This is a genomic window from Blautia sp. AM42-2, from assembly GCF_003480245.1.
GTDB classification, from domain to species: domain Bacteria; phylum Bacillota; class Clostridia; order Lachnospirales; family Lachnospiraceae; genus Fusicatenibacter; species Fusicatenibacter saccharivorans.
Window position 1 is genome coordinate 589,713 of sequence record NZ_QUIM01000001.1, and the last position, 12,372, is coordinate 602,084.

Sequence of the window (12,372 nt, forward strand, 5' to 3'; positions counted from 1 at the left end):
CTGCATTTTACCTAATTTTTCATACCATTTATCGATTATTTTGCCGCATGGTACTCGGCTGCTGCTGCGATCAGGCCGCGGAACAGCGGATGCGGACGGTTCGGACGGGATTTGAACTCCGGATGTGCCTGCGTTGCGATGTAGAACGGATGATCTGAAAGTTCTACCATCTCAACGATTCTTCCGTCCGGAGAAACACCGGAGAGAACCATGCCGTTTTCGGTCAGTGCTTTCCGGAAATCGTTGTTTACTTCATAGCGGTGGCGGTGACGCTCGGAAATCTCTTTCTCACCGTACAGCTCCTGTGCTTTCGATCCGTCTGCCAGGACGCATGGATATGCGCCGAGACGTAACGTACCGCCGATATCCTCGATTCCATCCTGATCCGGCATCAGTGCGATCACCGGGTGCATGGTGTTCGGGTTCATCTCGATGCTGTGTGCGTCGTGGTAACCGAGAACGTTTCTTGCATATTCAACAATCGTCAGCTGCATGCCGAGGCAGAGGCCGAGGAACGGAATCTTGTTCTCTCTTGCATATCGAATCGCTGTGATCATGCCTTCGATACCGCGGTTTCCGAATCCGCCCGGTACCAGAACACCGTCCACATCGCTCAGATACTCTGCCACGTTCTCCCCGGTTACCAGCTCGGAATCCACCCATTTCAGGTGTACGTTTGCATGGCTTGCAATTCCGCCGTGTTTTAATGCCTCAACAACGCTCAGGTATGCATCATGCAGCTGGATATACTTTCCGACGAGCGCAATCGTCACCTCTTTGTTCGGATGGCGGAGTGCTTCTACCATATGGGTCCAGTCGGACAGATCCGGTTCCGGGCATGGAAGGTGAAGGCTCTCGCAGACAACCTGCGCCAGGTTCTCTTTCTCCATGGCAAGCGGAGCTTCATACAGATACTCCACGTCCAGGTTCTGCAGAACATGGCTTGACGGAACGTTGCAGAACAGAGCAATTTTATCTTTGATCTCGGTGGTCAGCGGATGCTCGGACCGACATACGATGACATCCGGCTGAATACCGATTCCCTGCAGCTCTTTTACGCTCGCCTGCGTCGGTTTTGTTTTCATTTCACCGGAAGCTTTCAGATATGGAATCAGGGTAACGTGGATCAGAATGGCGTTCTCGTGTCCGACGTCATGCTGGAACTGGCGGATTGCCTCCAAAAACGGCTGGCTCTCGATATCGCCGACGGTTCCGCCGACCTCAATGATGGCAATACGCTCCTCGTCTACTTCTTTTCCGCGGTAGAAACGGCTCTTGATTTCGTTTGTAATGTGCGGAATGACCTGTACGGTGCCTCCGCCGAAATCACCGTGGCGTTCTTTCTGCAGAACAGACCAGTATACTTTTCCAGTCGTCACGTTGGAATTTTTATCCAGGCTCTCGTCGATGAAACGCTCGTAGTGGCCGAGATCGAGGTCTGTCTCTGTGCCGTCATCGGTAACGAAAACCTCGCCGTGCTGAATCGGGTTCATCGTACCCGGGTCAACGTTGATGTACGGGTCAAATTTCTGCATCGTCACTTTGTATCCTCGGGCTTTTAAAAGCCGTCCAAGGGACGCCGCCGTGATTCCCTTTCCAAGGCCGGAGACTACTCCGCCTGTCACAAAGACATATTTTACTGCCATATTGATTTCCTCCTGCTTTTCTCTTCTGATATTTTCTTTTCCGTCACAAGTTTCTCTAAAAGGAAATGTCGCCTGCCGGCGACATCTCTATGATGAAAGCCAGTTACTCCGCGCCTGCGTCGCTCCCGTAACTGCTGACAACATTCGTAATCCGGGCTATCGCCCTACTTACTCATGTCGTCTTGCCCGCCCAATATCTATGAATTCGCTCATGCAAGCATGGCTCATTCATAGCTGCTGTCCGGGGCTTTCATTCAAAATCAAAAACGATTATAACACATCTCGAATTTCCTGCAACTTTTTTTTACTATTTTTTATTATTTTCGACATTTTCCACGAAATCCTAAATTTCTGCACCATATTTTATACATATCACGATTTTCTTGACATCATCCGCAAAAATGAGTATGATAATCAATGTTTTTAAAACATGCAGGTCTACAACTGAAAAAAGGAGAATACCTATGCAGCCATCGTCAAACAATTGTTATGATACCGGTCTCCGGGAGGAATGTGGTGTTTTCGGCATTTACGATCTGGATGGTGCCGACGTCAGTCCTTCGATCTACTATGGCCTTTCCGCCCTGCAGCACAGAGGACAGGAGTCCTGCGGAATTGCCGTCTCTGACACCAGCGGTCCAAAGGGCCATGTGAAATCCTACAAAGGCCTTGGCCTTGTCAACGAAGTTTTCAAAGAATCCAAATTAGAAGAGCTGTCCGGCAATATCGGCATCGGCCATGTCCGGTACTCTACCACCGGTTCCACTACCGTAGAGAATGCACAGCCGCTCGTTCTGAATTATCTGAAAGGCTCCCTTTCCCTTTCGCACAACGGAAATCTGGTCAACGCTATGGAACTGCGCGAGCAGATGGAAAACACCGGCGCAATTTTTCACACTTCGATTGACTCTGAAATCATCGCCTACGGCATTGCGCGGGAACGCGTTCATTCCAAAACGGTAGAAGAAGCGATTCTGCGCACAGTAAAAGAAATCCGCGGCGCCTATGCCCTTGTCATCATGAGCCCGAGAAAACTCATCGGCGTGCGCGACCCATATGGCTTAAAACCGCTCTGCATCGGAAAGCGGGACAACGCCTGGGTTCTCGCCTCGGAAAGCTGCGCCCTCACTTCGATCGGCGCCGAATTCGTCCGCGATGTCGCTCCGGGAGAAATTGTAACGTTTGACAAAACCGGAAATCTGAAATCCGAATTTATGCCGGTTGACGTAAAAAAAGCGCATTGTATTTTTGAATATATTTATTTTGCCCGCCTCGACAGCAAAATAGACAATATCAGTGTCTACGAAGCCAGAATCCGCGGCGGTGCAACTCTCGCAAAGACCTACCCGGTTGATGCAGACCTCGTCTGTGGTGTCCCGGACTCCGGACTTGCCTCCGCAAAGGGCTATTCCGAAGAATCCGGCATCCCGTTCGGTCTTGCGTTCCACAAAAACAGCTATGTCGGCCGTACCTTCATCAAGCCGACCCAGAAGGAACGGGAATCCAGCGTCAAAATCAAGCTGAGCGTTCTCGAATCTGTTGTAAAAGGAAAACGGATCGTGCTCGTCGACGACTCCATTGTCCGTGGAACAACGATTTCCAACCTGATCACGATGCTTCGCAAAGCCGGCGCGACCGAAGTCCATGTCCGTATCAGCTCTCCGCCGTTCCTGTATCCGTGCTATTTCGGCACCGATGTTCCTTCGAACAAACAGCTGATCGCAAGCTCTCACTCCACGGAGGAGATCCGCCAGCAGATCGGAGCCGACTCTCTTGGCTACATGCCGATCGAGGAACTCCAGAACATGGTCGGCGATCTGCCGATCTGCCGTGCATGCTTCGACAGCCATTACCCAATGGAAGTACCGAAACAGGATATCAGCGCTCTTCTCGAAAGCTAATTCTATTTCGTCCCCCTTACCGCGCAGACACTGCGTCAGGTAAGGGGGCTTTTTTGTTTCATGCATACTTTGACGTAATGTTTGCATACAATAGCATCAAAAACAAAGGATCTCTTCATGGATCTTACAGACATCATTTATTCCAACGATTACATCAACATTCTGATCCAGAATTACGTGGCACAGTCCGAGCGGTACCAGATGCTGTTTCCGGAATCAAGTGCTCTTCTTACGCTGAACCCGCAGTATTCCGTTCTCTTTCTCGAGCGGAGTCTGCTGCCGGAAAATCTCTTCGGCGCAGTTCCCTTTACCGGGCTTCCAAAACTTTTTACGCCGCTCTCCACGCTCTCACTGGAAGTCTCCGGGATTGTCCAGACGCAGAATCTCTACGGCGGCGGATATACAGGCAAAAATGTAATCTTCGGTTTTCTGGACACCGGCATTGATTACCGCCACCCCGCATTTCTGCATGCCAACGGACAGAGCCGGATTCTCGCCGTCTGGGATCAGACGGACTGGACGGGAACGCCGCCGGCGCAGTTTCCTTACGGCAGTCTCTATACCAAGTCCGATCTCGACGCGGCACTTGAAAGCGGCGATCCACTCTCCCTTGTTCCAGTCACCGATCCCGACGGGCACGGCACGTATGTCGCAGGCGTGGCCGGCGGTACTCCGGATGCCTCCGCCGGATTTCTCGGCGTCGCACCGGAGGCAGATTTTGCCGTTGTTAAATTAAAACCCGCCAAACAGAATCTGAAAGATTTTTATCTTGTGTCCTCCAATGCTCCCGTCTTCGAGGAAGATGACCTGCTCTCCGCCATGCACTTTCTGAATGAAACCGCAGCTGCGGAAGGAAAACCGCTCGTCCTCTGTCTGGCACTCGGGACGAATCAGGGCAGCCACTCCGGCACGCTCCCCGTTTCTCTGACCTTGGCGCGCTACGGCAACACGCCTGGTGTGATCCCCGTCTGCGCGACCGGCAACGAAGGAAATGCATCACACCATTATTATGGCTCTGTATCCGAAACTTACACCCCGAAAAATGTAGAGTTTCTCGTTTCTGAAGGAAACCGCGGTTTCACCCTGGAACTCTGGGGACAGGCTCCACAGCTTTTTTCTGTCGGTTTCCGCTCTCCCGGCGGCGAGACGATTCCGCGGATTCCCGTCTCTTTGAATCAGGAACAGCGGATCACCTTCGTTCTGGAGCGCACCGTGATCTACGTCAACTACGAAGTGGTCCAGGCCACGACCGGCAGCCAGCTCATTCTGATCCGCATGCTGGATCCGACCCCCGGTATCTGGACGCTTCAGGTTTACCGCGCTTTTCCATCGCCGCCGGATTTCCACATCTGGCTCCCGATCACCGGATTTTCCACCTCCGATGTGACATTTCTGGAACCGGATCCATACACGACACTGACGACACCTTCTGCCACGGTTCCTGTTCTTTCTCCCTCCACGTATCAGGCAGCAAACAACAGTTTTTCCCCGGAATCCGGCCGCGGCTTTACCCGGCTTGGTGAAATCAAGCCCGACTTTGCCGCTCCCGGCGTCTCCGTTACCGGACCGGGACCGGCCGGCTCCTATGTAAGCTTCAGCGGTTCGAGTGCGTCCGCCGCCATTACATCCGGCGCCGCTGCTCTTTTTCTGCAATGGGGCATCCAGCGCACTCCCGCCCGCTATTTCACGGCACAGGAGGTAAAAAACTACCTGATCCGCGGTGCAGACCGAACTGATACTATTACGTATCCGAGCAGAGAATGGGGATATGGCCGATTACAGTTATATCAAAGCTTCACAAGCCTTATGACAAACTGATTTTCCCGCTCACAGGTTTGCTTCTATGGTATATCCGTTTGTTGATGCAAACTTTTAATGTGCAACTGCCTTGTTTTTGATTGTTTTCCGTTGTATCATTACGTATTATCATTATATTTATAAAACTAAAAGGGGGATTCCTGACTATGAATTACGAACGCTTGAACGATCTTCGCCTTCTTGGACTTACGATTGCCTACTACCGAAGAGCAAAAGGAATGACGCAGGCCGAACTTGCCGAGGCGGTACATATCAGTCGTACCCATATGAGCAACATCGAAGCGCCAAATACAAAAACCTCTATTTCGTTGAATCTTCTGTTCGATATCGCTGAGGCACTTGACATTCCGGTGAAAGAGCTTTTTGATTTTCAGGGACGCAGTCTGTAGGGTCTTTGAATTTTTCTCTTTAAGAGTAACCCCGCCCGGCAGTTTTTCATATCATGAATTGTAAGCAAAATGATTCCTTTGGAGGAACAAACATGAGTGATTTAGCTGCTACAAACTGTGGATGCGGATGTGACAACGGCTGTGGCTGCGATAATGGATGCGGTGTTTCCAACAACAACCTGTTCGGAAACAATGGCTGCAGTATTATCTGGATTCTGCTTCTCCTCTCCTGCTGCGGCGGATGTGGATGCGGAAACAACAACAATGGCTACAATTCCGACTGCTGGCTCGTTCTGATTCTTCTGTTCTGCTGCGGCGGATGGAACAACAACGGCTGTGGATGCGGCAACAGCAATAACTGCGGATGCGGCTGCTGACCTTTTTTCAGTCCTCCCAGATGTTCGGGCAGAAAAAGCCCCGGGTGCGGATCAACCGCCCCGGGGCTTTTTTTCACCAGAATTCTCTTTCAGCGAAACCGTTTCGGTTTCCGTGCTTCTCTTTCCCGCTTTTCCATCTCTTCTCTTTTTTCTTTTTTTCTCATACATTCCAGATCTATTTCATAAAAGGCATTCCCTTCGAGTACCTGTTTTCTTTTTGCTGTTTCTTTTCCATCCATTTTCCGGCGGTCTCCTTTTTCTTTCTTCCTCTTATCATATGTTTTTTCCCGCCTTCTGTCATTTTTTCCGGCCTGGAACATAAGATAAAGAGAAATAAAAAGACAAATGCAGGAATGCTGCCAGGAAGGATCTTAATTTGAATCAGGAACAGGAACAAAATGTGGAACAGATAACACCGCTGGACCAGATGATCGCACAGGATCAGCTTCAGATGCTGAAGGCTGCCATTCCCTACGCCTCCTTCGGCCTGCAGCCCTCCCTTGCGATTTTGAGCAAATGGCTCGAGCTCCAGCGGACCATTCAGCTTTTTTCCCGTCCGGCCGACCTTTCCATGATGTCTGTTGATGCCCCGCACGTCTCTCCGCTTGAGATGCTGCAGGATATTTCCCGTTTTGCCGCCGGTCCGCAGCGGGATCTTCTCTCCCAGATGTTTCAGACCATGCAGATGGTCCAGATGCTTCAGAATATAAATCCCGGAAATGAGGAGGATCTGCTATGAGTTCGGATGATAAGCAAAACGACTGGTCGCAGGACCCCTCTCTTTCCGGAATTGACTTTGCCCGGCTTCAGGCACTGCAGCAGATGGCCTCTCAGAGCCGCGGAAAATCCCAGGCGGAAATGATGCCGTTTCTTCTCTCCCTGATGCAGGGAAATCAGGGCGGCGCACAGTTTTCCGCCTCCGAGGCGGACCTGATCATCTCTGCCATCAAAGCCGGAAAATCCAAACAGGAAGCGGCAAAAATTGACCAGATGGTACGCCTCTTCCGCTCCGCTGCTTCCGGGAAAAAACGCTGAAAAACCACAAACCAAAAAACGCTGCCGGTCTGGAATCCCAAACCGGTCAGCGTTTTTATTCTGTGCTTTTTCCTGTCTAGTTCTGCATGGAAAGCACGTTTTTATTTTTTACCAGGTAATCAATCAGAGAAACAACGGTCAGAATCAGTGCAACCCAGATCAGCACGGTATTCAGCACGGAAAGTGCCGGAATGTCGGCGATCAGAAGAATGATCATAATCATCTGGCTGATTGTTTTCGATTTTCCCCACCAGCTTGCTGCGATGACAATTCCATTGTCCGAAGCAACCAGGCGGAAACCGCTGATGATAAATTCTCTTGCGATGATAATAATAACCATCCACGCCGGAAGCTTGTCCAGCTCTACAAAACAGATCAGTGCAGAGCATACCAGCAGCTTATCTGCCAGCGGATCCATAAACTTTCCGAAATCGGTAATCAAATTGTCACGTCTTGCAATGTAGCCGTCCAGAGTATCCGTGATGCTGGCAGCGGCAAAGATTACCAGTGCAATCCATTTGGACGCGCTTCCGCCCACGCCAGACAGCAGGAAGAACACGAAAAACGGAATCATAATTATCCGCAGAATCGTTAATTTGTTTGGTAAATTCATTGGCTTATCTCTCCTATCAGATCATATTCCAGAGCGCCGGTAATTTTCACTCTTACGAAATCGCCGGATACGAGTGTTTCCGGTGTATTGACAAATACATAGCCGTCTACACCCGGTGCGTCCGCCTGGCTTCTGCCCACATAGGCATCCTCATCCGCCACTTTGCCCTCGATCATAACAAGAAGCTCCTGGCCGATCCTGCGCTCGCCGAGTTCTGCAGAGATATCCTGCTGCAGCTCCATCAGTTCTGCCTGACGGTCCAGTTTTACCTCCTCGTCGATCTGATGCTCCATCGCAGCAGCCGGTGTTCCCTCCTCCGGAGAGTAGGTGAATACGCCGAGACGGTCGAACTCCATGTCGTTGATAAACTCGAGGAGTTCTTTGTGCTGCTCTTTTGTCTCTCCCGGGAATCCTGTGATCAGCGTGGTGCGCAGTGTGATATCCGGCATCTCGCTTCTCAGGAAATCAATTTTGTCGATCAGCTCCTGTTTGGATGTTCTGCGACCCATGCGGCGCAGGATCTCATCGTTGGCATGCTGAATCGGCAGATCCAGGTAGTGACAGACTTTCGGCTCTTCCTTCATCGTCTGAACGAGTTCCGGATAGATGTCCTCCGGATAGCAGTACAGAATCCGGATCCAGTAGAGCTCCTGAATTTTGCAGAGCTCTTTTAACAGAAGGTGGAGAGACGGCTTTCCGTACAGATCGATACCATAAATGGTTGTCTCCTGCGCAACGAGAACGAGCTCTTTGACACCCTGTTCTGCCATCGTCTTCGCTTCTGCTATCAGTTCCTCCATCGGAACGGAGCGGTACGGTCCGCGCAGCTTCGGAATGATGCAGTAGGTACAGTGCTTGTCACAGCCCTCTGCAATTTTCAGATATTCGTAATGGCCGCCTGTCGTTACAACGCGCTGTGCGTCAATTTTCGGCAGTCCTTTCAGATCGGCATACTCCTGGAAACGGTCGCCGCCGAGGACATCCTGAATGGCATCCAGGATTTTGTCATAGCTGTTCGTTCCAAGTACGGCGTCAACCTCCGGAATCTCCTCAATGATTTCATCGCGGTAGCGCTCTGCCATACAGCCCGTTACCAGAAGAACCTTACAGCTTCCCGCTGTACGGTACTTCGCCATTTCAAGAATATTTTGAATGCTTTCTTCTTTGGCGTCGTGGATAAAGCAGCATGTGTTTATCACGATAACCTCTGCATCTTCCTCGGAATCGGTGATCTCGAAGCCATGCTCTACCAGAAGACCCAGCATATGCTCGGAATCTACCAGGTTTTTATCGCATCCAAGGGAAATAAACAGAATTTTCATATTATTCAATTACTGGCTCCTCTTTTGTTTCCTCTTCCGCTTCAACTTCAGATTCCGGAAGGATTGTAACCTCTCCTTTGTACATCTCCTCTACGGCGATGGAGAGCGGTTTCATGCCTTTTTTCACTTTTACAAGCGGTTCAGCTCCGCCAATGATCTGTCTTGCACGTTTGCTTGTTGCAAGTACCAGAGAGTAACGGCTGCTGACAACCGGTGCCTCGTCCAGATCCTGGCCCTCGTTAATAGTTGCAATCAGTTCCTGATAAGATGGATGAATCATAATAAATGCTCCTTTCTATTTTTCCAGACTTTTTTTCATCTGTTCGATAAAGTCTTTCTGGTTGCTGCTCATGAAATGCTGGCTCTGAATGGTCTCATGCATCTGTTTTACGCAGGTTTCGAGGTCGTCGTTGATCAGGACATAATCGTACTGGTCCATGCCCTGTGCTTCCTCTTTTGCACGCTCCATTCTGCCTTTGATAACTTCTTCTGTTTCCGTTCCGCGTCCCCGTAGGCGTCGTTCCAGCTCCTCGGCGGTCGGCGGTGTGATGAACACAAGAAGGGTGTCCGGACGTTTTTCCTTGACCTGAAGTGCTCCCTGGATTTCAATCTCAAGCAGAACATCTTTTCCGGCATCCAGCTGCTCCTCTACGTATGCCTTCGGCGTTCCGTAGGAATGTTTTACGTAACGCGCATACTCGAGGAAGGCATCCTCTTCTACCATGCGGTCAAACTCTTCTTCTGTACGGAAAAAGTACGATACGCCGTCTTCCTCGCCCGGACGCGGGTCTCTTGTGGTGACGGAGATGGACAGCGCATAGTTGTCGTACTCCTCCATCAGGCGTTTCATCAGTGTTCCTTTTCCTGCTCCGGAAAAACCGGATACTACAGTAAGTATTCCTCTACTCATTTTCAGATTCCCCTCGCTCTTTTTCTGTTTCCCAGCCGCCGTTGAATCTGCGGCTGATCGTTTCCGGCTGCAAAGCCGAAAGGATGATAAATTCTTCTCCGGTGATGAGCACTGCTTTCGTGCGTCTTCCCTGCGTCGCATCGATGATGCGGTTGCTTTCCTTTGCACGCTGCACCATACGCTTGACGGGCGCCGCCTCGGGACTCACCACTGCTATTATTTTATCCGAATTTACGACATTGCCGAATCCGATGTTGATCAGTTTTGCCACAATCCGTCCTTTCCTGTACCTTCTGAAGTCTTTTTCAGAAAATACATCTACCTATACAGATTTATTATAATTCATTCAGAAAGCCTAGTCAAATCTTTTTTTCTGTATTATAATGAAAATACTAGAATTTCAAACAAAGGAGATATTTTCTATGGCTTTTGATGGAATTACCATTGCAAATATTGCACAGGAACTGAATCAGACCATCGTCGGCGGAAAGATCAACAAGATCGCACAGCCGGAAAACGACGAGCTGATGATTACAATAAAAAACAACCGTACCGTTTACCGTCTTCTCCTCTCGGCAAGTGCTTCGCTTCCGCTGATCTACCTGACGGACAACAATAAGCCCGGCCCGATGACCGCACCGAATTTCTGTATGCTGCTCCGCAAACACATCGGCAGCGCCCGCATTCTCTCCGTTACCCAGCCGGGACTCGAGCGTATTCTTATTTTTGAGCTCGAGCATTTGAACGAACTCGGCGATATCTGCCGCAAGAAGCTGATTGTGGAGATCATGGGAAAACACAGCAACCTGATCTTCTGTCAGGAGGACAATACGATCCTTGACAGTATCAAACATATTTCCGCCAACATGAGTTCTGTCCGTGAGGTTCTTCCGGGCCGCACCTGGTTCATTCCGCACACGCAGGATAAGAAAGATCCGCTCACGATCACAGAAGAAGAATTTTTCGATTTCGTCTGCACGAAACCGATGGCTGCCGCAAAGGCAATCTACACTTCCCTTACCGGCTTCAGCCCGCTGATGGCGGAGGAAGTCTGCTGCCGCGCCGGCATCGACGGCGGATTTGCGGTCAATGCACTCGAAGAAAATGCGAAGCTTCATCTGTTCCGCACCTTCTCTTATCTGATTGAGGATATCAAAAACGGCGCATTTACGCCGAACATCGTATACCAGGGCGATGAGCCGAAAGAATTTTCCGCACTGAAACTGACGCAGTATCAGGATTTGCGGGAGGAAACATACGATTCGATCTCCGGTGTACTGGAAACATACTATGCCATGAAAAACCGCATCACCCGCATCCGTCAGAAATCTTCCGATCTGCGCCGTGTCGTCAATACCGCACTCGAACGGAATGTCAAAAAATACGACCTGCAGCAGAAACAGTTAAAAGACACCGACAAGCGGGAAAAATACCGGATTTACGGTGAGCTTTTAAATACGTACGGCTACAGCTGCCAGCCGGGCGATACTTCGCTGAAAGCCGTCAATTACTATAACGGCGAGGAAATCACGATTCCGCTCGACGGAACGCTCTCTGCCGGCGAAAATGCGAAAAAATACTTCGACCGATACGGAAAGCTGAAGCGGACCCGTGAGGCACTCGAGGAACTTCTTGTCGAGACGAAAGAGGAAATCGACCATCTCGAATCCATCAGCACGGCGCTTGATATTGCGCTCGATGAGGCGGATCTGGTGCAGTTAAAAGAAGAGCTGATCGAGTACGGCTACATCCGCCGCAAGGGACCGACAGGGAAAAAGCAGAAAATCACCTCCCATCCGTTCCACTACCGCTCTTCCGAGGGCTTTGACATTTATGTCGGCAAGAACAACTTCCAGAACGAGGAACTTTCGTTTAAATTCGCCTCCGGCAACGACTGGTGGTTCCACGCGAAAGGCCAGCCGGGCAGCCATGTCATCGTAAAGACGAACGGTAAAGAGCTGCCGGATTCCGTCTACGAAGAGGCCGCTGCTCTCGCCGCCTATTACTCGAAAGGCAGACAGGCACCGAAGGTGGAAATCGACTACACCTTAAAGAAAAACCTGCGCAAACCAAACGGAAGCAAACCGGGCTTCGTTGTTTATTACACCAATTACTCCATGATGGCGGAGCCGAACATCCGCAATCTTCAGGAAGTACAGGACTAAATTCAGAATACAAAAGACTTTTCGCACATTCCTATCTGTTCCTCTTTGCGAAAAGTCTTTTTTTCGTAAAATTTAATACTTCCTTCATTTCTTTTTCGATGCTCTATGGTATACTTCTTAGTATGGAAAAAGATTCCAGACGTGATCTTTTTCAAACAAACCACAGTGAGGCTGTCTCTTCTTTATCAGGACAGCC

14 protein-coding genes are annotated in these 12,372 nt (G+C 50.1%); 7 read left to right on the plus strand and 7 right to left on the minus strand.

Features of this window, described 5'->3' with window-relative positions; translation table 11 throughout:
* Positions 1-35: 35 nt before the first annotated feature.
* Positions 36-1,646, minus strand: a complete 1,611-nt coding sequence (locus tag DW915_RS02750; RefSeq protein ID WP_118741512.1) for a CTP synthase — start codon at positions 1,644-1,646, stop codon at positions 36-38.
* A gap of 464 nt (positions 1,647-2,110) precedes the next feature.
* On the opposite strand from DW915_RS02750, the gene purF reads away from it, so the two are divergent.
* From purF to DW915_RS02770, 4 genes are all read left to right on the plus strand, one after another.
* On the plus strand, positions 2,111-3,547 hold the full coding sequence (gene purF, locus DW915_RS02755; protein ID WP_022462359.1) for an amidophosphoribosyltransferase: 1,437 nt from the start codon (positions 2,111-2,113) through the stop codon (positions 3,545-3,547).
* Positions 3,548-3,664: 117 nt separating this feature from the next.
* Entirely contained in the window at positions 3,665-5,365 is a 1,701-nt protein-coding gene (locus DW915_RS02760; RefSeq protein ID WP_118601552.1) for a S8 family peptidase, read from the plus strand.
* Between the two features lie 146 nt (positions 5,366-5,511).
* On the plus strand, positions 5,512-5,754 hold the full coding sequence (locus tag DW915_RS02765; protein ID WP_022462361.1) for a helix-turn-helix transcriptional regulator: 243 nt from the start codon (positions 5,512-5,514) through the stop codon (positions 5,752-5,754).
* 92 nt (positions 5,755-5,846) lie between these two features.
* Positions 5,847-6,131, plus strand: a complete 285-nt coding sequence (locus DW915_RS02770; protein ID WP_055217743.1) for a hypothetical protein — start codon at positions 5,847-5,849, stop codon at positions 6,129-6,131.
* Between the two features lie 89 nt (positions 6,132-6,220).
* Here the strand turns inward: DW915_RS02770 and DW915_RS15865 are convergent, their stop codons facing one another.
* Positions 6,221-6,370 carry a hypothetical protein gene (locus tag DW915_RS15865; protein WP_172680771.1) on the minus strand — a complete coding sequence of 50 codons (150 nt, stop codon included), beginning with the start codon at positions 6,368-6,370 and terminating at the stop codon, positions 6,221-6,223.
* Between the two features lie 137 nt (positions 6,371-6,507).
* Between DW915_RS15865 and DW915_RS02780 the strand changes: the two genes are divergently transcribed.
* Both DW915_RS02780 and DW915_RS02785 read left to right on the plus strand, forming a co-directional pair.
* Entirely contained in the window at positions 6,508-6,870 is a 363-nt protein-coding gene (locus tag DW915_RS02780) for a hypothetical protein (RefSeq protein WP_118741513.1), read from the plus strand.
* The gene (locus tag DW915_RS02785; protein WP_022461427.1) at positions 6,867-7,166 is read left to right on the plus strand and encodes a hypothetical protein; all 300 of its coding nucleotides are present in this window, start codon (positions 6,867-6,869) and stop codon (positions 7,164-7,166) included. Before DW915_RS02780 ends, DW915_RS02785 begins: the two co-directional genes overlap by 4 nt.
* Before the next feature lie 76 nt (positions 7,167-7,242).
* Here the strand turns inward: DW915_RS02785 and pgsA are convergent, their stop codons facing one another.
* From pgsA to DW915_RS02810, 5 genes are read right to left on the minus strand one after another with little or no spacing between them, the layout of a single operon-like run.
* Positions 7,243-7,779 (minus strand): CDP-diacylglycerol--glycerol-3-phosphate 3-phosphatidyltransferase, encoded by a 537-nt coding sequence (gene pgsA, locus DW915_RS02790; protein ID WP_022461426.1) that lies wholly within the window; start codon positions 7,777-7,779, stop codon positions 7,243-7,245.
* Positions 7,776-9,101, minus strand: coding sequence for a 30S ribosomal protein S12 methylthiotransferase RimO (gene rimO, locus DW915_RS02795; RefSeq protein WP_055217739.1), 1,326 nt, complete (start codon positions 9,099-9,101; stop codon positions 7,776-7,778). Before rimO ends, pgsA begins: the two co-directional genes overlap by 4 nt.
* 1 nt (position 9,102) lies before the next feature.
* Positions 9,103-9,381 carry a DNA-directed RNA polymerase subunit omega gene (rpoZ, locus tag DW915_RS02800; RefSeq protein ID WP_022461424.1) on the minus strand — a complete coding sequence of 93 codons (279 nt, stop codon included), beginning with the start codon at positions 9,379-9,381 and terminating at the stop codon, positions 9,103-9,105.
* 15 nt (positions 9,382-9,396) lie between these two features.
* Entirely contained in the window at positions 9,397-10,011 is a 615-nt protein-coding gene (gmk, locus tag DW915_RS02805) for a guanylate kinase (RefSeq protein ID WP_022461423.1), read from the minus strand.
* The gene (locus tag DW915_RS02810; protein WP_055218332.1) at positions 10,004-10,282 is read right to left on the minus strand and encodes a DUF370 domain-containing protein; all 279 of its coding nucleotides are present in this window, start codon (positions 10,280-10,282) and stop codon (positions 10,004-10,006) included. Before DW915_RS02810 ends, gmk begins: the two co-directional genes overlap by 8 nt.
* A 151-nt stretch (positions 10,283-10,433) precedes the next feature.
* Here DW915_RS02810 and DW915_RS02815 point away from each other — a divergent pair, with 151 nt between their 5' ends.
* On the plus strand, positions 10,434-12,176 hold the full coding sequence (locus tag DW915_RS02815; protein WP_022461421.1) for an Rqc2 family fibronectin-binding protein: 1,743 nt from the start codon (positions 10,434-10,436) through the stop codon (positions 12,174-12,176).
* Positions 12,177-12,372 lie beyond the last annotated feature (196 nt).